The 21,518-nt window shown below is 51.5% G+C and carries 10 protein-coding genes and 1 tRNA gene; 10 read left to right on the top strand and 1 reads right to left on the bottom strand.

What is annotated here, in order from left to right:
- Window positions 1–2: 2 nt before the first annotated feature.
- The 10 genes from tuf (at window position 3) to AOG36_RS04805 (ending at window position 13,124) form a co-directional block, all read left to right on the top strand.
- Window positions 3–1,202: an elongation factor Tu gene (gene tuf / locus AOG36_RS04850; protein WP_015107254.1), complete on the top strand. Its 1,200-nt coding sequence runs from the start codon at window positions 3–5 to the stop codon at window positions 1,200–1,202.
- A gap of 8 nt (window positions 1,203–1,210) precedes the next feature.
- Window positions 1,211–1,372: a 50S ribosomal protein L33 gene (rpmG, locus tag AOG36_RS04845; RefSeq protein WP_015107255.1), complete on the top strand. Its 162-nt coding sequence runs from the start codon at window positions 1,211–1,213 to the stop codon at window positions 1,370–1,372.
- 19 nt (window positions 1,373–1,391) lie between these two features.
- A tRNA-Trp gene (locus AOG36_RS04840) sits at window positions 1,392–1,467 on the top strand.
- A gap of 24 nt (window positions 1,468–1,491) precedes the next feature.
- Window positions 1,492–1,671 (top strand): preprotein translocase subunit SecE, encoded by a 180-nt coding sequence (secE, locus tag AOG36_RS04835; protein ID WP_053825715.1) that lies wholly within the window; start codon window positions 1,492–1,494, stop codon window positions 1,669–1,671.
- Between the two features lie 15 nt (window positions 1,672–1,686).
- The gene (gene nusG, locus AOG36_RS04830; RefSeq protein ID WP_053825714.1) at window positions 1,687–2,214 is read left to right on the top strand and encodes a transcription termination/antitermination protein NusG; all 528 of its coding nucleotides are present in this window, start codon (window positions 1,687–1,689) and stop codon (window positions 2,212–2,214) included.
- Window positions 2,215–2,223: 9 nt separating this feature from the next.
- Window positions 2,224–2,649, top strand: coding sequence for a 50S ribosomal protein L11 (rplK, locus tag AOG36_RS04825; protein WP_015107258.1), 426 nt, complete (start codon window positions 2,224–2,226; stop codon window positions 2,647–2,649).
- Window positions 2,650–2,651: 2 nt separating this feature from the next.
- Complete coding sequence (rplA, locus tag AOG36_RS04820) at window positions 2,652–3,353, top strand: 50S ribosomal protein L1 (RefSeq protein WP_015107259.1); 702 nt, start codon at window positions 2,652–2,654, stop codon at window positions 3,351–3,353.
- 80 nt (window positions 3,354–3,433) lie between these two features.
- Window positions 3,434–3,916, top strand: a complete 483-nt coding sequence (gene rplJ / locus AOG36_RS04815) for a 50S ribosomal protein L10 (protein ID WP_015107260.1) — start codon at window positions 3,434–3,436, stop codon at window positions 3,914–3,916.
- A 9-nt stretch (window positions 3,917–3,925) separates the two neighbouring features.
- The gene (gene rplL, locus AOG36_RS04810) at window positions 3,926–4,300 is read left to right on the top strand and encodes a 50S ribosomal protein L7/L12 (RefSeq protein WP_015107261.1); all 375 of its coding nucleotides are present in this window, start codon (window positions 3,926–3,928) and stop codon (window positions 4,298–4,300) included.
- Window positions 4,301–4,433: 133 nt separating this feature from the next.
- Window positions 4,434–13,124 (top strand): DNA-directed RNA polymerase subunit beta/beta', encoded by an 8,691-nt coding sequence (locus AOG36_RS04805; protein WP_053825624.1) that lies wholly within the window; start codon window positions 4,434–4,436, stop codon window positions 13,122–13,124.
- A 642-nt stretch (window positions 13,125–13,766) separates the two neighbouring features.
- Here the strand turns inward: AOG36_RS04805 and AOG36_RS09050 are convergent.
- The gene (locus AOG36_RS09050) at window positions 13,767–21,329 is read right to left on the bottom strand and encodes an outer membrane protein (RefSeq protein WP_053825623.1); all 7,563 of its coding nucleotides are present in this window, start codon (window positions 21,327–21,329) and stop codon (window positions 13,767–13,769) included.
- Between the last annotated feature and the right edge of the window lie 189 nt (window positions 21,330–21,518).

Below are 21,518 nucleotides of genomic sequence, written 5' to 3'. Positions count from 1 at the left end.
CAATGGCAAAAGCTAAGTTTGAACGAAACAAACCCCATGTCAACGTGGGCACCATCGGGCATGTTGACCATGGTAAAACCACTTTAAGCGCGGCGATCTCTGCGGTGCTCTCTTTAAAAGGGCTGGCCGAACTTAAAGATTACGACAATATTGACAACGCCCCCGAGGAAAAAGAAAGGGGCATCACCATCGCCACTTCTCACATTGAGTACTCCACAGAAAACCGCCACTATGCGCATGTGGATTGTCCCGGCCACGCCGACTATGTGAAAAACATGATCACCGGTGCCGCCCAAATGGATGGCGCGATCTTAGTGGTGTCTGCTGCCGATGGCCCCATGCCCCAAACCCGCGAACACATTCTACTAGCCCGCCAAGTGGGTGTGCCCTACATCGTGGTGTTCTTAAACAAACAAGACATGGTCGATGACCAAGAATTATTAGACTTGGTGGAAATGGAAGTGCGCGAACTTTTAAGCACCTATGAATTCCCCGGGGATGACACCCCCATTGTGGCCGGATCTGCGCTTAAAGCCTTAGAAGAGGCCAAATCTGGCAACATTGGCGAATGGGGACAAAAAGTGCTCAAGCTCATGGAAGAAGTGGATAAATACATCCCCACTCCTAAGCGTGACATAGAAAAAGCCTTCTTAATGCCCGTAGAGGATGTGTTCTCCATTGCCGGGCGGGGCACCGTGGTGACCGGTCGTATTGAGCGTGGCACTGTGAAACTCCAAGATGAAGTGGAAATTGTGGGCATTAAACCCACCCAAAAAACCACTGTGACCGGTGTAGAAATGTTCCGCAAAGAACTCGAAAAAGGCGAAGCCGGCGACAATGTGGGCGTGCTTTTGCGTGGCACTAAAAAAGAGGAAGTCTTTAGGGGCATGGTGCTTTGCAAACCCGGCTCCATCACCCCCCATAAAAAATTCGAGGGCGAAGTGTACGTACTCTCTAAAGAGGAAGGCGGTCGCCATACGCCTTTCTTCAACGGCTACCGCCCGCAGTTTTATGTCCGCACCACCGATGTGACCGGCTCTATTACTTTGCCCGAAGGCACAGAGATGATCATGCCAGGAGACAACACTAAAATCGTAGTGGAGCTCATCAGCTCTATTGCCCTAGAACTTGGGACAAAATTTGCGATCCGTGAAGGCGGTAAAACCGTGGGCGCGGGTGTGGTTACCAAAATCATCGAGTAGGACGCATTGTGAAAGTTAAGGTGGGATTGAAGTGTGCGGATTGTGCTGAGATCAATTACAGCACAACCAAAAATGCCAAGACAAACACAGAGAAACTGGAGCTCAAAAAGTTCTGCCCTAGAGAAAATAAGCACACGATCCACAAGGAAGTGAAGCTTAAAAGCAGCTAGGCAATGGGAGGGGGGTTGTAGGTCAGTAGCTCCAATGGTAGAGCACCGGTCTCCAAAACCGATTGTTGGGGGTTCGAGTCCCTCCTGGCCTGCCAGGGGTGAAATTTAAAGTAGGTGGCATGGATAAGTTAATAGCACAATACAAGCTGACAAAAGAAGAGCTATCGAAGGTGATCTTTCCGCTCAAAGAGCAGATTAGAAACGCTTTGGTGTCCGTACTCATCGTGGTGACGATCATCACGCTGTTTTTAACCTTGATCGATTTTGTTTTGTCGTCTTTTGTTGCGAGCATTTTGTAGGGAGCCGGCGTGGGCATGGAGTGGTATGCGATCCAAACTTATTCGGGCAGCGAGCAGGCGGTTAAAAAGGCCATTGAAAACATGGTGCGCGAGAACAACATCACCGATCGGGTGCAAGAGATCATCGTGCCGACCGAGGATGTGATCGAGCTGTCTAAAAAGAGCAAGAATAAAGTTACTGAGCGCAGTCTATATCCCGGCTATGTGTTCATCAAGGTAGATTTAGACACCGTGCTGTGGCATAAGATCCAATCCCTGCCCCGCGTGAGCCGTTTCATTGGAGAAAGCAAAAAGCCCACGCCTTTAAGCGATGCGGACATCGGCAATATTCTAGAGAAAATGACCAACCGCGCCGCGCCCAAACCCAAGATTTACTACGAAAAGGGCGAGGTGGTGCGCATCATCGAGGGGCCTTTTGCCAACTTCACCGCCACGGTGGATGAGTACGATGTACAGCACCGCAAGTTAAAACTGAATGTGTCCATTTTTGGGCGCAACACACTGATCGAGATTTTATATTCCCAAGTGGAAAAAATCATTTAAGGAGAATGCATGGCAAAAAAAGTTGTCGGGCAGATTAAATTACAAGTCCCCGCAGGAAAAGCAAACCCCAGCCCCCCCATTGGTCCGGCTTTGGGCCAAAGAGGTGTGAATATCATGGAGTTTTGTAAGGCGTTCAATGAGAAAACCAAGGACATGGGCGGTTTCAATATCCCCGTGATCATCACGGTTTATCAAGACAAAAGCTTTACTTTCATCACCAAAAAACCCCCGGTGACAGACTTGATCAAAAAGGCAAGTGGGATAACTAAGGGCTCGGACAATCCTTTAAAAAACAAGGTGGGCAAACTCACCAGCAAGCAAGTGGAGGAGATCGCCCAAACTAAAATGGAGGATCTCAACACCACCACCCTAGAAGCGGCTAAAAAGATCGTCATGGGCAGCGCTAGAAGCATGGGCATTGAGGTAGAAGGATAACTATGGCAAAGCTGGCAAAACGGGTAGAAAAGTTAAACTCTCAGTTTGACAGAGAGAAAGTGTATAGCCTTGAAGAAGGCATTAGCGTAGCAAAGTCTTTAGCGTCTGCGAAATTTGATGAAACCGTGGAGGTGGCGCTGCGTCTGGGTGTAGATCCACGCCATGCCGATCAAATGGTGCGCGGAGCGGTGGTACTACCCCATGGCACGGGTAAAAAAGTGCGCGTGGCGGTGTTTGCCAAAGATGTGAAACTCGATGAAGCTAGAGAAGCGGGCGCGGATGTGGTCGGGGGCGAGGACTTGGCTGAGGAAATTAAAAATGGCAACACCAATTTTGACATGGTGATCGCCACGCCGGACATGATGGCGGTTGTGGGCAAAGTCGGGCGCATTTTAGGGCCTAAAGGACTTATGCCCAATCCTAAAACCGGCACCGTGACCATGGACATTAAAAAAGCGGTCAGCAATGCCAAGAGCGGGCAGGTGAATTTTCGCGTGGATAAAAAAGGCAATTTGCACGCCCCCATTGGCAAGGCCAGCTTCAAGCAAGAGCAGCTTCAAGACAATATGCTAGAGCTCGTGCGCGCGATCAATCGGCTTAAACCCAGCACTTCCAAGGGTAAATATATCCGTAACAGCGTGGTGTCTTTAACCATGTCGCCCGGGGTGCGCTTGAACTCTCAAGAACTCATGGATGTTAAGTAGTTCATCTTTAACTGAAGAAACAAGGGCCTTTGGGCTTAATGCGTGCGCGCCTTGTGGAAGTTAGTTGGAAAGGAGGAAAAATGCATAAAGAGCAAAAACAAGAGTTGGTCTCTAAGCTTGCCAGTGCCTTTAGCGGCATGGATGCACTGGTGGTGTGCGATTATAAGGGCTTGCAAGTCAAGCACCTAGAAAAATTACGCAACGCCGCCAGAGTGCAGGGCATTAGCGTGCAGGTGATCAAAAACACCCTGGCATCTTTGGCTTTAAAAGGGGCTAACTTGCCCGCCTTAGAGCTGAAAGAAAGCAATGTTTTTATTTGGGGCGCGGATCAGATCGCGTTGTCTAAATTGGTCATGGGCTTTGCTAAGGAGCATAAAGAGCACTTCATTGTCAAAATGGGGCTTTATGAAAAGCAGGCTGTGGATAGCAGGCACATTGAAGCGGTGTCTAAACTCCCAAGTCGCGAAGAGCTCATTGGCATGTTGCTGTCTGTTTGGAGCGCACCTGCGCGCTACTTTGTAACGGGCTTAGACAATTTGAGAAAAGCAAAAGAACAAGAATAAAGGATTTGCATGGCAATTTCTAAAGAGGAAGTGTTAGAGTATATTGGGTCTTTAAGTGTGCTCGAGCTTAGCGAGCTTGTCAAAGACTTTGAGGAAAAATTTGGCGTGAGCGCAGCCCCCACTGTGGTGGCTGGTGCTGTGGCCGGCGCGCCTGCTGAAGCGGCTGAGGAAAAAACTGAATTTAGCGTGGTGCTGGCTGAAACCGGGGCGGAAAAAATCAAAGTCATTAAAGTGGTGCGTGAAATCACCGGCTTAGGGCTTAAAGAAGCCAAAGAAGCCACTGAAAAAACCCCCCATGTGCTCAAAGAGGGCGTGAATAAAGAGGAAGCCGAAACCATTAAAAAGAAACTCGAAGAAGTCGGGGCGAAGGCTGAAATCAAGTAAAGAATTTTAAAGGAGGGGACAAGGAGGGGTAAGCGTGTATCAAGGGGAACACCGCCAAATGGATTTAAATTGAACTATTTTTTATGCGTGTGTCGTTTCCAGCCTCCAATCTCCATCAAAAAGGTTTATTGACATGAAAACTTTAAGAAATCGGTTGCGTGCAGATTTTACAAAAATGCCCCAAGACTTGCCTGTACCTAATCTCTTGCTCTTGCAAAAGGACAGCTACGAGGCGTTTTTATACGCTAAAGAGGGCAGAGAGAGCGGGATCGAGCGGGTGTTTAAATCGGTTTTTCCCATCCATGACAGCCAAAACCGCATCACGCTAGAGTACGGGGGCTGTGAATACGGCGAACCTAAATACACCGTAAGAGAGGCGATGGAGCGGGGCATCACCTATTCGGTTTATTTGAAAATCAAAATCCGCTTGATCCTTTGGGAGAAAGACCTCAAAACGGGCGAAAAATTAGCCCCCAAAGACATCAAAGAACAGAGTATTTTTATCCGCGAAATCCCCTTAATGACGGATCGCACCTCCTTCATCATCAATGGGGTAGAGCGGGTTGTGGTGAACCAGTTGCACAGAAGCCCGGGGGTGATCTTCAAAGAGGAAAAATCCACCACCAGTGCGAACAAACTCATCTACACCGGGCAAATCATCCCCGATCGTGGCTCTTGGCTGTACTTTGAATACGATGTTAAGGACATCTTGCATGTGCGCATCAACAAACGGCGCAAGGTGTCTGCCACGATTTTATTTAGAGCCCTAGGCTACAGCAAGCAAGACATCATCCGCATTTTCTACCCCCTACTCAAAGTACGCTACAAACCCACTAAAGACGAGGACCATTACTTCATCCCCTTTGAGAGCATCGCGGTGGATAGCCGTTTAGAGTTTGATCTGAAAGATGAAAAAGGGCGGTTGCTCTTAGCCGCTAGCCGCAAGCTCACCGCCAAAAAAGCCAAAGAAATTAGAGAGAGCGGGGTGGAATGGGTGGAATACCCCACAAAAATCCTGCTTAGCCGTTATTTGGCAGAACCCATTGTAGACAAAAACAAAGAGACTCTTTTTGACGCTTTAACCCTTTTAGAACAGCCCAAACTCGACAAACTCAAAGAAGCGGGCATTAAAGAATTTGTCATTGCTAATGACCTTGCCCTAGCCCATGACGCTTCCATCATTAAATCCTTCACCTCCGATGCCGAGTCGCTTAAAAGCGAATCACAAAAACTCTTGAAACAGAGCGAAAAGGTGGAGGATGAAAACGCTTTGGCGGCGATCCGCATTTATAAAGTCATGCGCCCGGGCGATCCGGTGACGGCTGAAGTTGCCCAGCAGTATGTGCAACAACTCTTCTTTGATCCTGAGCGCTACGATTTGACAATGGTTGGGCGCATGAAAATGAACCACAAATTGCATTTAAAGGTGCCTAACTATGTTACGGTGCTCACCCACGAGGACATCATCGAAACTGTGCGCTACCTCATCAAAATTAAAAATGCCCAGGGGCGCATCGATGATCGCGACCACTTAGGCAACCGCCGTATCCGTGCGGTGGGCGAACTCTTGGCCAACGAATTGCACGAAGGTCTGATGAAAATGCAAAAGACCATCAAAGACAAGCTCACCACCATGAACACCAACCTGGACGCGCTCATGCCTCACGACTTGGTGAACTCTAAAATGATCACCAGCACGATTTTAGAGTTTTTCATGAGCGGGCAGCTCTCCCAGTTTATGGACCAAACCAACCCCCTATCAGAAGTGACGCACAAACGCCGTTTATCGGCTCTAGGGGAGGGCGGTTTGGTGAAAGATCGCGTGGGCTTTGAGGCGCGCGATGTGCATCCCACGCATTATGGGCGCATCTGCCCCATTGAAACCCCAGAGGGGCAGAACATTGGGCTCATCAACACCCTCTCCACCTTCACAAGGGTGAATGAACTGGGCTTCATTGAAGCCCCTTATAAAAAGGTCGTGGATGGGCAAGTGGGCGAGGAGGTGGAGTACCTCACCGCTATCCAAGAAGAAGGGCATGTCATCGCGCCGGCGAGCACCGCTCTAGACGCACAGGGGCGTATCCAAGAGGATTTGGTCGAAACGCGCGTGGGTGGGGAAATTGCGCTCAATGAAAAACATAAAGTTACCCTCATGGATTTGAGCTCACGCATCCTCGTGGGTGTGGCCGCCTCTTTGATCCCCTTCTTAGAGCATGACGATGCCAACCGTGCTTTGATGGGGACCAACATGCAGCGCCAAGCTGTACCTTTGTTGCGCTCAGAAGCTCCTATTGTGGGCACAGGTATTGAAAGTGTGATCGCGCGCGACTCGTGGGGGAGCGTGAAGGCGGCACATCGGGGTGTGGTGGATGAAGTGGATGCAGAAAACATTTACATCGTGGAAAAAGACCCCCAAAAGGGGCCACACATCACCTCCTATTTACTCCAAAAGAATTTGCGCACCAACCAAAACACCTGCTTTAACCAAGTGCCCATCGTGAAAGTGGGCGATGTGGTGGAAGAGGGGCAAATCATCGCCGATGGACCAAGCATGGATCAAGGCGAGCTCGCCCTAGGCAAAAACATCCGCGTGGCGTTCATGCCCTGGAATGGCTACAACTTTGAGGATGCGATCGTGGTGAGCGAAAAGATCACTAAAGACGATGTCTTCACCTCTGTGCATATCTATGAAAAGGAGATCGAGGCTAGAGAGCTCAAACATGGGATCGAGGAATTCACCGCTGACATCCCCGATGTGAAAGAGGAGGAGGTCGCCCACCTAGATAGCGGGGGGATTGTTAAAATCGGGACTTATGTGAGCGCGGGGATGATCTTAGTGGGTAAGGTCTCTCCCAAGGGTGAAATGAAGAGCACGCCCGAAGAGCGCTTACTTAGAGCCATCTTTGGAGACAAGGCCGGGCATGTGGTGAATAAATCGCTCTACTGCCCCCCCTCACTTGAAGGCGTGGTGATCGGTGTGAAAATCTTCACCAAGAAGGGCTATGAGAAAGACGCGCGCGCGACCAGTGCCTATGAAGAGGAAAAATGGGTTTTAGACGATCGCCACGACAGGCATTTTAAAATGCTGGATAAAGAGGAAGCCTTGCAAATCAGCGCGATCTTCTCCCAAGAACCCTTAGAAGAAGAGGTGATCCTAAACGACATCACCTACCCCAAGGGCAGCACCATCCCTAGGGAGGTTGTGGAGAGTACGAACCGCTTTGGCTTGATCTCTTTGTCTAAAAAATTCAGTAAAGAGGTGCAAAACCGCTTCGAGCAGATCAAAAACAATATTTTAGAGCAAAAGAAACTTTTAGGCCAAAGCCATGAGAAAAAACTCTCTATCCTAGAAAAAGACGACATTTTACCCAATGGGGTGATCAAGCAAGTAAAAATTTACATCGCCACCAAGCGCAAGCTCAAAGTGGGGGATAAAATGGCGGGGCGGCACGGGAATAAGGGCATTGTGTCCAACATCGTACCCATTGCCGACATGCCCTACACCGCCGATGGCGAGCCCATCGACATTGTGCTAAACCCCCTTGGTGTGCCAAGCCGCATGAACATCGGGCAGATTTTAGAAGTGCATTTGGGGCTGGTGGGCAAGGAGCTAGGCAAACAAATCCAAGCCCTGCTTGCCACACACACGGCGGACATGCTCACCAAGTTGCGCGCTAAAATGCTCGAGATCGCCCATGTGGTCAATGTCCATAACCACGACCTAGCCCACATGCTCGAGCAATGCAGCGATGAACAACTCTTAGAGTACGCACGCGATTGGCAGCACGGGGTGAAATTTGCCATCCCCGTCTTTGAGGGCATCAGCCAAGAGCAGTTTATGCAGCTTTTCACACTCGCCAAAATCGATCTAGATGGCAAAACCGAGCTGTTTGACGGCCGCACGGGCGAAAAAATGAAAGAGCGTGTGAATGTGGGCTATATGTACATGCTTAAACTGCACCACCTTGTGGACGAAAAGGTCCACGCCAGAAGCACAGGGCCTTACTCTCTAGTAACCCACCAGCCCGTGGGCGGGAAGGCGCTTTTTGGCGGGCAGCGCTTTGGGGAAATGGAGGTGTGGGCTTTAGAGGCTTACGGCGCGGCGCACACGCTTAAAGAAATGCTGACCGTCAAATCGGATGACATCAAGGGCAGGGAGAACGCCTATAGAGCCATCGCCAGAGGCGAGCATGTGGGCGAGAGCGAAATTCCTGAAACTTTTTATGTTTTGACTAAAGAATTGCAGTCGTTGGCTCTAGATGTCAATATTTTTAATGAAGAAGTGGATGAGTATGGAGCGCCAAAACCCATTGTCATTAAAGAGGACGATCGCCCCAAAGACTTTAGCTCTTTCCAGCTCACCCTTGCTAGCCCGGATAAAATTCGCGAGTGGAGCTATGGGGAGGTGAAAAAGCCAGAGACCATCAACTACCGCACCTTAAAACCCGAGCGCGATGGGCTCTTTTGTATGAAAATCTTTGGACCCACCAAAGACTACGAATGTCTATGCGGCAAGTACAAAAAACCCCGCTACAAAACCATCGGCACTTGTGAAAAATGCGGCGTGGCGATCACTAGCTCTAAAGTGCGCTCTTTTAGAATGGGGCACATTGAGCTAGCCACGCCCGTGGCGCACATTTGGTATGTCAATTCCCTGCCTAGCCGCATAGGCACGCTGCTAGGCATTAAAATGAAAGATTTAGAGCGCGTGCTCTACTATGAAGCCTACATTGTCAAAGACCCCGCCCAGGCGTGTTACGACATCGAGGGTAGCAAACCCGTGGTGAAGTACGACATCTTAAACGAGGAGCAGTTTCAGAGCATCCAACGGCACAACTCCGATCCCGACTTCAACGCCCAAATGGGTGGCGAGGTGATCAAAGAGCTCTTAGAAGAGCTCGACCTCGTGAACTTACTCGAGTCGTTGAAAGAAGAAGTGAAAACCACCAACTCGGATGCCAAGAAAAAGAAATTGGTGAAGCGCCTAAAAGTCGTGGAAAGTTTCATCAATTCGGGCAACCGCCCCGAGTGGATGATGCTCACCGCCCTGCCCGTGCTGCCCCCCGATTTACGTCCTTTAGTGGCTTTAGATGGAGGCAAATTTGCCGTAAGCGATGTCAATGAACTTTATCGACGCGTGATCAACCGCAACCAACGCTTAAAACGCTTGATGGAGCTGGGCGCGCCTGAGATCATCGTGCGCAATGAAAAACGCATGCTCCAAGAGGCCGTGGATGCCTTGTTTGACAATGGCAGGAATGCCAACGCCGTAAAAGGTGCAAATAAACGACCGCTTAAATCGCTCTCTGAAATCATCAAGGGCAAACAAGGCCGCTTTAGACAAAACTTGCTAGGCAAACGGGTGGACTTCTCAGGCCGCAGCGTGATTGTGGTGGGGCCCAATCTTAACATGGACCAATGCGGCTTGCCTAAAAACATGGCGCTCGAACTCTTTAAACCCCATTTGCTCTCTAAGTTGGAAGAAAAGGGCTTTGCCACCACGCTCAAACAAGCCAAGCGCATGATCGAGCAAAAAACCAATGAGGTTTGGGAGTGCTTGGAGGAAATCGTGGAGGGCTATCCTGTGCTCTTAAACCGCGCCCCCACGCTGCATAAACAATCGATTCAAGCCTTCCACCCCAAACTCATCGATGGCAAGGCGATTCAACTCCACCCGCTGGTGTGCTCGGCTTTCAACGCCGACTTTGATGGCGATCAAATGGCCGTGCATGTGCCCCTAAGCCAAGAGGCGATCACCGAGTGCAAGGTCTTGATGTTAAGCTCTATGAATATTTTACTGCCGGCCAGTGGTAAGGCGGTGGCCGTGCCTAGCCAGGACATGGTGCTAGGGCTTTACTACCTGTCCTTAGAAAAAAGCGGCGTGCTGGGCGAGCATAAACTCTTTTCTAGCGTGGCGGAGGTCTTGATGGCTGTGGATGCCAAAGAATTAGACGTGCACGCCAAAGTGCGGGTTTTGCAAGAACGGCATATCCTACAAACCACCGCCGGCCGGCTGGTGATCAAATCCATTTTGCCCGACTTTGTGCCCGCCCACTTGTGGAACAAAGTGTTGAAGAAAAAGGACATCGGGGCGTTGGTGGACTTTGTCTACAAAGAGAGCGGCATTGGCCAAACGGCCAAATTCCTAGACAATCTCAAAAATCTAGGCTTTAGATACGCCACCAAAGCGGGCATCTCCATCTCTATGGAGGACATCATCACGCCGGCCAATAAAGTCAGCATGGTGGAGGCGGCCAAAGAGCGGGTGAAGGCGATTCAAGCCCAGTTTGAAGGCGGGCACTTGAGCGAACAAGAGCGCTACAATAAAATCATCGACATTTGGACCGAGGTCAATGACGCGATGAGTCAAGAGATGATGGCCGCGATTGCCAGCGACAAGCAGGGCTTCAACTCCATTTATATGATGGCCGATAGCGGCGCGCGTGGTTCAGCCGCCCAGATTCGCCAACTCTCGGCGATGCGCGGCTTGATGACCAAACCTGATGGCTCGATCATTGAAACGCCCATCATCTCTAACTTTAAAGAGGGCTTGAATGTGCTTGAGTACTTCAACTCCACGCACGGGGCGCGCAAAGGGTTAGCCGACACCGCGCTTAAAACGGCCACGGCCGGCTATCTCACCCGCAAACTCATCGATGTCGCCCAAAATGTCAAAGTGGTGCAAGAGGATTGCGGCACGCATGAAGGCATTGAGATCACCGACATCACGGTGGGTAGCGAGCTCATCGAGCCACTAGAAGAGCGCATTTTTGGGCGGGTTTTAGTGGAGGACATCATCGATCCGCTCACCAACGAAGTCTTGCTCGATGCCGACACGATGGTGGATGAAGAGAAAGCTAAACGGATTGTGGAGGCGGGGATCAAATCTGTTACCATCCGCACCCCCGTAACCTGTAAGGCCCAAAAAGGCGTGTGCGCTAAATGCTACGGCTTGAATTTGGGCGAGGGCAAAATGGTTAAGCCGGGCGAGGCCGTGGGCGTGGTGGCGGCGCAGTCCATCGGCGAGCCGGGCACGCAATTAACCCTAAGAACCTTCCACGTGGGCGGCACGGCCTCACGAAGCCAAGAAGAGCGCGAGATTGTCGCCAGCAATGAGGGCTTTGTGCGCTTTTTCAATGTCAAAACCTACCAAAACAAAGAGGGCAAGAACATCATCGTCAACCGCCGCAACGCCGCGATTTTAGTGGTGGAGCCCAAGATTAAAGCCCCCTTTGATGGCGTGCTGAAGGTGGATAGTGCCCATGAAGAGGTGGTTTTAAGCGTGGTGGGAGAAACCCAAGAGGCGAAGTTTGTCTTGCGTAAAAGCGATGTGGCTAAACCTAACGAATTGGCCGGTGTGAGCGGGAAGATCGAGGGCAAAATCTATCTGCCCTATGGCAGTGGGCATGTGGTGCACGAGGGGGGCAGCATCGCCGACATCATCAAAGACGGCTGGAATGTGCCTAACCGCATCCCCTATGCCAGCGAGATCGCCGTGCAAGACAACGACCCGATCACCCAAGAGATCACCGCTAAAGAAAAGGGCGTGGTGAAGTTCTACCACCTTGTGGGCGATCACTTAGAGCGTGCCAGGGGCGTTAAAGCGGGCGACATTGTGGAGGAAAAGGGGCTATTTGCGGTGGTCGCTGATGAAAACGACCAAGAGGCCATCCGCCACTACATCGCCCGCAACTCTTTGGTGCAGGTGGACGACAACAGCCCCACAGAAGCCAACACCCTTTTAGTCAAGCCCAGCCATGACGCGAAAAACACCATCGCCAGCTGGGACCCCTACAACACGCCCATCATCGCCGACATGGGCGGCGTGGTGCGCTTTATAGACATTGTGGCGGGGGTGAGCGTGACTGAAACCGAGGATGAGAACACGGGCGTGCGCTCCTTGGTGGTGAATGAGTACATCCCCACGGGCTTTAAACCCAGCCTAATGATCGAGGCGCACAATAAAGAGCCCATACACTACCCCTTAGAGCCCAAAACCTCCATCACCATTGCCGAGGGGGTTCAGGTGGAGGTCGCGGATGTGCTCGCCAAAATCCCCAAAGCCACCGCCAAATCTAAAGATATCACGGGCGGCTTGCCTAGAGTGTCTGACATCTTTGAGGCGCGCAAAAGCAAGCCCAAAGATTTAGCGATCTTAAGCGAAATTGACGGGCAGGTGAGCTTTGATAAGCCTATGCGCAATAAAGAGCGGGTGTGCATCACGGCGGCCGATGGGCGCAGAGCCGAATACTTCATCGACAAGGGCAAGCAGATTTTGGTGCACCCTAATGAGTTTGTGCACGCGGGTGAAGCGATCACCGATGGCGTGGTGAGCAGCCACGATATCCTGCGCATCAGTGGGGAAAAAGAGTTGCATAAATACATTGTGAGCGAAGTGCAGCAAGTGTATCGCCGCCAGGGGGTGAATATTGCCGACAAGCACATCGAGATCATCGTATCGCAAATGTTGCGTCAGGTACGCATTTTAGACAGCGGGAACACAAAATTCATCGAGGGCGATTTGGTGAGCAAAAAGCACTTTAAAGAGGAGAACCAAAAGGTCTTGCAAACCAAGGGCGAGCCGGCCATTGCCGAGCCCGTGCTCCTTGGCATCACCCGCGCGGCCATTGGCAGCGATAGCATCATCTCCGCGGCCAGCTTCCAGGAAACCACGAAAGTGCTTACAGAGGCGAGCATTGCGATGAAAAAGGACTTCTTAGAAGATTTAAAAGAAAATGTCGTCCTGGGGCGCATGATCCCTGTGGGCACCGGGCTTTACAAAGATAAAAAAGTGGGCGTGAAAACGGACAAAGACGAGTTTTAAAACCCTGCTTAAGCAAGGGGCCGCAAGGCCGGGCACACGCGCAAACAAGCTAACAGCCAAACCTAGCCCCTTTAGCGGCCACAACCACTTTAAACAAATGCCCAAAACTTAAAACGCCAGCGCGCACGCCCCATCTAGAACTTTAAGAAATTTTACGCCTTTTAGGCATTAGCAACGCATGCCCCCTATGGCGTGGGAAACTGCTTAAAGCGATGAAGTTTAGGATTCCCCTAGCGCAAAAAACCTTAAAAAGCCTTTGATCAATTCTTTTTTAAGTTAGCAGCTGATCCAAAGAAGCTATTAAAGCCAAGTTTGGCATTTGAAAGCATGGGTTTAGAATCTTTAGAGCACAAAGGGGATTGAAACTCAAAGGTTCTAGCACAGTAACGCTAGACAGAGAAACGATGCTTTAAGAATGTAGGATGAAGGGCACAATCAAGGCCAACTAGATACAAGAAGCCACCCCCTTAAGAGGAGCCAAACAAGATAAGGGAAAGGGAAAAAAGCAAAGCCCTTAAGGGGTAAGCCATTAAAATTCTAACAATTTAAAGGGCAAAGGTAAAAAAGAAGCAAGCCCCTTAAGAGGGCAAGCCCCCCGTTTTAAAAAAGCCCCCCCAAAAGCCCTAACAACTCCCAAGAGTCTTAGAAGTTGTAAACATAGTTGAAGAACACAGACACATTGCGCTTATAGGCAATGTCGAGTTTGGTGCCGTCCAATTCTCCCTTGAAGTAGTAGTTGGTGGCAAGGGGGATTCTTAGACCGATCTCAAAACCATTGTGGCGGTTGATGTTGGTCCTAAACCCTAGATTGATGGGGATTTGGAAGTAGCTGGTGTTCATGACCGCATGGCCGCCATGTGCATTGTAATAATTCATCATGGCTGTGTAGCGGCTTTGGCCTTTCACACCCCAGCTTGAACCCTCTAGCATGAGCCCTGCAAACAACCCAGTGGTGTATTTGCCGTCTTTACTTTCGTAGAAGTTATAGAGCGCATCCACCCCAGCCCCATAGACAAAGTTGTCTAGTGCATAGGTATCGCTGTTCATAAAAGTGCCGTGTTGGTAGCTAAAGCTGGCGTAGTAACGCAAGCCCCAGCGTTTCTTTTTGCCAAAGAACTGTTTATAACCAAACTGCACATCGATGCCGTACATGTTGCCGTTGGAGTTCATGGTTTGCATGGGCATGCGCGATCCGCTATAAGCTGTCATGATACCGCGGCTGGCGAGCATTTGGCTCATTTTCAACTGCGCTGCCTTTGCATAAGCGAGGGCTGTTTGGATTTTGTTAAGCAAGCTTGTTGCCGCTGCGATTTGTGGGGCGCTCATTTGACCTGTAGCACCCGTCCCAGAAAATCCTTTTTCTGCTTCTGCGGCTAACACGGCTGCTTGCAAAGTGCCTAAGCCACTCACGCTCGCGCCACTCACGCCCGGTTGGCCTTGGTTAGCCGCTAACTGGTTGATCAAAGCTTCTTGGAGGCTTTGTAGCTGGTTGATCACGCCGACTAAGTTATGCATCGCGCTGTCGTAGTTGATGGTGGGGCTGGCAATTTGCGTATAAACCGCCTTGAGTGCGCCAAAGGCGTTTTGTGCCTGCGCGTCCGTGGTGGTCGAATCGGCCACTGCCTGTGTCATGCCCGTAAGCAGTTGCATCACCGTGGAGGTTTGTCGAGAGAGCAAAGTGGCTTGATCGTTGATCAAGGTGGTGACATTTTGGAAATAGGCTTGGGCGGTGTTGTTAGTGGCTCCACCAGTCGCAGAGAGCGCGCTTAGCGCACTGGTGGCGGCATTGTTAGCGGCGAGCATGCCAATCAACATCTGCGCCTCAGCGCCTACAGGCGTGTTGGTGTTGATGGTGGGCAAACTGCCATTTTCTGTTTTCATGGCTGTCAAAAGCTTGTTGATGGTGTTGATGCTCGTGCTGCTCAACTGCCCATTGCTCACACTCACCCCATCGGTGTTAGCAGGGTTAAGCATGCTTTTGAGATTGTGCATGCTGGCTGCGTTGGCGATGGCGGTTTGGAGCACATCGGCGATGGTGGTTTTGCCATTGAGTAGTCCGCTCAAGCCCGCTTTGTTGTCCACGCCTCCCGTGGCCGCATTGGTGTAGGTTTGAGCTTGGCTTAACATGTTGCCTAGAGTGGTGTTGAGCAAGTTTTGTTGCATGGCCGTGCTGTCTTTAAACTGAGAGCTGGCTAACACCTGAGTGGCTGCAGCGGCCAACTGGGCAGGGGTGGCCTGGCTGACCAAAGAAGCCACATTCAAGTCAGAAAGAGTGCTCGCAGACAAGCCCATATCCTGTCCTAGATAGTAAGCCATCAATTGGGACAAATTCGCCGCACCGGCCGCAGTTGTGGGGATCGGTGCCACATCCGGGGTGCTAGAGCTGATGCTGTTGTCTAAAGCAAACTGTGCTAGAGCTTGGGTGGCGGTGGCGAGCGCGCCGGAGTTGCTGCCTCCACTGGCCGCCGTGCTGTTAAAGAGGGTATCGGCATTTTGTACAATGCTTGCGATCGCGTTGTAAGTGGCTGCGCTAGCGATTGCACCGCTGCTGGCAGTTCCCAAAGTCCCGCCACTTTTAACCGCGCGCAAGGCGTTAGCGTAGTTGGTGCTCCAATCCAAAGCGTTGTTTAGCATTTTGTCTACATTGGCGACAAAGTTAGGGCTGTTGAAGTTAGCCACCGCCGCACGCACTCCGGCTTTAAATTGGGAGTTGAGGCTTTGGAGCGCGCCCCCGGGACCCACAAGCTTATTTAGAGCCGTGAGGAAAGTTGTAGCCTTACTTGCATCGTTAACTTGAGTAATATTACCGGAGCCTGCGCTGACATCTCCACCCACGAAAGGTTGGATAGCATTTTCTAAGGCAGTAACATTAGCATTGCCCGTACCTGCGCTAAAGCTAGAAGGATCAGCCAAAAACCCAGCAAGGGTGGCATTGCTCTCAATGGCCTTGACAATGCCCCCCACCACAGCGATAGAGACATCATTCACTGTGTTTAGAGCATCTGCATTGGGGGCAACACCAGTGGCTGCGCCATTTGTACCTTGAGTGTTAACAGCAGTGCCATTAATACCGGTTACGCTATTAGGAATAGGATTAGTCATACCGGTGAACACACCCGCTAATTGCCCGGTGGTGCCTTGGATAGTGGTAGCGCTACCGGTGGTGTCGCCCATCACGGTAGTTACGGCACTGATCGCGCTCTGGTTATTGACAATCCCGTTTGTTTGCCCGCTTGCGGGGGTGAGCATATTAGAGATGTCCACAATGCTTTGGGCCACTTGCAAGAAGGTGATCGTATCTGCCGAAGAACCCGTCGCAGCGGTGGTGTTCATCCCGTTGCCCGCGCCTGCAGTCGTCAAGTTACTTAAACCTAGGGTGGTCACCCCAGAGGCTAGGTTCAAATTAGGCGCGCTAGTGCTATTAAGCTGACTTAAAGCCGTGCTGATCGCGTTGTAAGCCCCCAGTGCGCCATTGACGGCACTGCTTAAATTGGTGGTCACCACTTTGTTATCGCTCACGCCCACAGGGCTAAAGTAGCCGGCCAAGTTGTAGATCGAATGGGCGATGTTGTTCAGATCGGCGATGGCCTGGGTGCCTGTTCCTAGAGCGGGCGCACTTAAAATAGAATTGCTGGTGTTCAGATTAGTAAAATACGCATTCCAGGTTTGGGCATTGGTAATGTCGTTGCTCACTGTCGCCGAAAGGTTGGTGAAGGCGGTGTTGTTGAGATCGAGTGTGGTCGATGCCCCGGGGCTTAGCGTGCTTGAGGTGGCGACATTAAAGAGGCCGGTATCGTTACCGGTTGTGCTCACTAAGGCCTTAGCGGCTGCTTGGTAGCCATTGCTTTTAAGCACTTGGTTGGATTGCATGACCAAAGCGTAAGGGTTGTTTTCAATCGCCGCATTCACTTTCGCTTGCAAGCCTTGCAAGTATTCGTAGCGATTCAAGAGATTTTGTAGATTGTTGATCGCCGTAGTGCCCACAGACTTGCCCGTGAGGGTGTTGTAAGCGCTGTTGCCTTGCAGGTAGGCGATCACATCCCCAGCGATGGACGCTCCCTTACCATCGGTGAGGTTATTGAGCAAAGCCACATTGTGGTTGTAAGAGTTGATCGCATTGATCACGGTGGCCGCACTCGTTACAGCGGTGCTAGTCCCACTGACGGGGTTTGTCAAATCGGCGGGGTTGATTTGTTTAAGCAGATTGCCCAAAGCCGTGGCTGCGGCGATGGCGTTGTTTAAATTGGTCGCGGTGTTGATGACATTCGCACCACTGCCCACACTCAAGACTTTAGCACCACTGGCAAGGCCTCCGACATTAGGGACCAAGGCATTATTGGCGTTGACAAGGCTATTGGCATCGGTGAGCACTTGGGCGATCCCACTAGCGGTGCTCAAATTCTGCTTAGATGCGAGCAGATTGTTAAGGCCAGAGACAGAGTTTGTGCCCCCGCTATTTAAGCCCATCACCGACTCGTAAGCCGCCCAAACATACTGGGCGTTTGTAGAGGGCGTGCTGATCAGAGGCGTTAAAGCCGTGATGGCATCGGCTTTGGCCGTCGCAGCGCTGATGGTGCCACTAGCCAGTTGCTGACCGATGGGCAAAAGAGCGTTGATGACAGAGGTTAGAGTGGTGCCCGCGTTGTAATTGCCGGTGAGCACGGCGTAAGCGGTCTTATCAGAACCACTCCCAAGATTGGCTGTTGTGGCGATATTGCCCGCAAAGCCGACATTAGACCCAGTCCCTGATCCAAAGGCCCCGTTGTAGCTGGTGCTGATCGCATTAGAGGTTAAAATCCCTCCGGAAAGCAGGCTATTGATGGTGTTGAGATTGTTTAGGTTGGTGAGCTCGTTGCCACCTTGCGTATTAGCGGCTACGCCGCCCCCGCCACCCAACCCAAAGGTGTTGGGGCTCACGGTCGTGCTGTAGTTGTTCATATTGCTGGTGGTCTGCACATCCCCATTATTGAAAAGCAGATTGCCATTGGTGCCGCTATAAAGCGTGCCCACAGCTTTGTTCAAATCCGCCACGAGCCCCTGCACGGTCGCGATGTTAAAGCTTGAGCTGTTGGCCCCTGTGCCATTGACCAGCAAGGGCAAGGCATTGCCTAGCTGGGTTTTGAGGGTGTTTACGGCTGCATCGGCAAAGCCTAGATTTTGCACAGAGCTAATGGAGCTGCCCAGCATTGAGGAGAGGCCGATACCCAAGCCCGCCTTGCCGGTGCTATTTGTGCCCATGTTTTCATAGCTAGCGATCTGGGCTTTGAGGGCTTGGATTTGTTGGCTCAAATCAGTGGCGCTCAAAGTGCCGTTTAAGAAGCTTTGGCGCGCGCTCACTCCCGTAGCCATCCCGATTTCTTGAGCCAAAGTGGGCAGCTCTTTAAGGTAGCCTAGCACCTGAGTGGCCGCACTCGCGGCGGTAAATTGGCTGATATTTAAGCCCGCCTCGACGGTTTTCATGCTCGATTCAATGTTGGCAACCGTGCCCAAAAGCCCGTTAATTTGAGACGAAGTTGCGGTGCCAAAGGCGACAGCTTGCCCGGCGACACCGGCGTTAAGCGCACCCACCAAAGTGCCAATTTGTCCAGAAAGGCTAGTGGCAGCGGCCGTGGCCGTGGCACCTGTCAGGTAGCCCAAAAATTCGACCACCGCGTTTTTAACCCCAGCAGGAGCGGAGTCTAAAGTTGTCGAAATCGCGGTGTTGATACCTTGCCTGCTAGTGCCTAAGATAGAGGTAAGCACGCTGGCTAAATTAAAACTCGTGCCCGCCGTCATGTTGTTGATCATGGCGACTTCTTTGGCGATGGTCTGCGCTGTTTGGATGTTGCTAAAGACAGCGGGTAGAGTGCCTGCGGTTAAAGAAGCAATCGCGCTGGCATCTCTAGTGGTCGTAAAATTGCTAAGCACGCTGTTAAGATTCGTGAGTCCCACGGCAATTTGGGCTTTGGTGGCGGCAGGTTCAAACATCTTAGGCCCCATCGCATCGATGGTTTGCAGTGCGCTTGCGGGCAAGTTCGAAGCCAAGAAGTTATTATTCAAAGCGTTGGCGATCGCCTCTTTGGTCTGTGCGATCAAGCCATCTTGCGCCGCGCTCGCGTTCAAGGCGTTGTACAGATAGCTCAGCGCGCTGGCTTGGGATTGTTGCACATTAGCCGGAGAGCGCGAATAATTCTGCGTGATCGCGCCCACATATTCGTTGAGCAGGTCTTCGGAGTTGAAGATCGCCTTGAGGCTGTTTAGAGTGTTGGCTTGGCCGTTGAGGGCATCGGCAGTGCTTGTGGCCTCTGTGGCACCCGAGTTAAACATCACATTGGCTGCGGCGTTGTTGATCCCCTGGCTCAAGACATTGCCCAGCAGGCTAGAGCTAGAGAGCATGCCCCCCAAAGCGGTGCTGTTTTTGTTGTAACTCATCGCATAGCCCAAGAGTTCGCCTAAAGCGGTGTTGTAAGCCGCGTTATAGCTGCTTTGGTTAGCCACGCGCTGGGTGATCCAAGAAGTGGTGGTGCTGGTGTCAGCTGGGCCTGTAACGGGGTAATTGCTCGTGCCGCTGGTGGTGTTATTGACCTTGATGTTATCGGAAGTCGTGCCCACAGCCGTGTCGACATTGTTGGTGTTAAGATAACTGGCCAACTTGCCTAGTAGGGTGTCTAAGGTGCCATAATCCGAGGAAGAGCCGTTGTTGAAGGCATTGAAAAGCTGGCCAAGACCGGCCGCTCCAATGGAGGTGGAGCTAAAAGAACTGCTTGCGCTAAAAGCACCGGAAAGGTTGGTGTTCGCTGTTACGCCGCTTTGCGCAGTGCTTAAAAGCTGGTTGACCTCTAAGGCACGAATCAAAGTGTCGCCCAAGTTAGAAGTGCCAAAGGCAGTTTGGAGTTTGGTGAGCGCACCCGCCACAGCGGTGTAGGCGTTATAAACCGCCTCATACCCATCGCCCATAGGCGCAGTGTTGTTGATTTTATTGCCAGCAGTGGTGTAGGCCGTGTTGGGGTTCACTAGACCTTGCAGGGCGGCTTGGACCTGGGCGGCCGTTTGCGCGCCGCTCATGCTGCTTAAAGTGCTGAGGACAGCGTTGAGATTAGCCACAGCGGTGGGGGTGCTGGCAGCGTTGGAATTGGTTACATCGGTTAAAGGCGTGTTGAGCACGCCATTGGCGATGATCTGAAGGTTTTGGACCACATTGGCACCGCCGAGCTCTTGCATCACGGTGACATAATTGGAGTTCAACGTGGTCGCGTTGGTGGCAATCCCTCCGGAGATGTCGGTGTTGAGTTGGTTAATGGCGCTTAAGGTGTTGAGTACCCCGTCTGCTACAGTGTAGGTGGTGGCGCCATCAGATCCGGTGGCGTTGGTGATCAAAGAGTAGCCAGATGCAGAGCTGATCACCGAAGCTAGCCCTGAGAGCGCGCTGCTTAAGCCCGAACTTGCGCTCACAAACTGCCCGCCCAAAGAGCTCAAATTGCCCAAAGCGGTGCTCAAGTCCGCGCTATAAGTCGCAAAGGAACCGCTTGTGAGGTTGTTTTGATCAAGGGTGTTGATCGCGCTGGTGAGCTGTGTGATGTTTGTGTACACCCCACCGGCTAGGGCATTCACCTGGCTTGTTGTGTAAGTAGAGCCAATTTGGCTGGCATTCAAATTGCCCGTTACACTCGCCTTGTTGCCAGATCCTTGATTAGAGATGCTAAAGTAATTGTTGGTGATGGCGGTGTTGGGATCCAAAATGTTGTTATTGGCTCCCACGCCCCCAAAGGCGGTGCGCGCGCCGTAGGCGGCTGTGGCGTTGCCCTGCAAAGCTTGCATTAGGCTATTGACGGCTGAGAGGCTATAAATGCCTAGTTGATCCGTGCTGGGGCTGCCTGTAAGGCTACTAGGGAGATCTCCGATGTAGCTATTGAGTAACCCGCTGCTGCCATAGAGATTATTCGTGGTTACGCTAGGGTTGTTGAGAGAGCCGTTGCCAAAAGAGGGGGCCACGCCACTAGGATTGGTGATGCTGCCAAGGCTGGCGTTGCCCCAGGAGGCGTTAGCGGGGCCGCTAAACACGCCGGAGCCATTGAGGTTATAGTTGCCCCCTAAGATGCCGCTAATGGAGTCGACCATGTTGACCACATTCACTTCGGTCGCATCCAAAGAGGGCACTAACCCAAAAGCCACTCCGAGAGCCAAACTCAAGGTCGTTTTAAAAGTCTTTTTTTTTCTACTTTTCATGTTAATGATGTCCTTTCTAATGTTTCATGCTCAAGACAGGGTTAAGGGCAGTTGGGGCCTACGCAAAGTGTGTCGCCTGACTGCGGGGTGTTGTAACTATTGGGATTGCTCGTGGGCGTTGAGGGCAGGCTAGGGTTGGCTCCGGGGGCTTGGTTGGCAAACATATTGGGTTGTTGCCCCATCCCCATC

Source organism: Helicobacter heilmannii, assembly GCF_001283065.1.
Classification (GTDB): Bacteria; Campylobacterota; Campylobacteria; order Campylobacterales; family Helicobacteraceae; genus Helicobacter; species Helicobacter heilmannii.
This window is presented reverse-complemented; position numbering and strand designations above follow the sequence as displayed.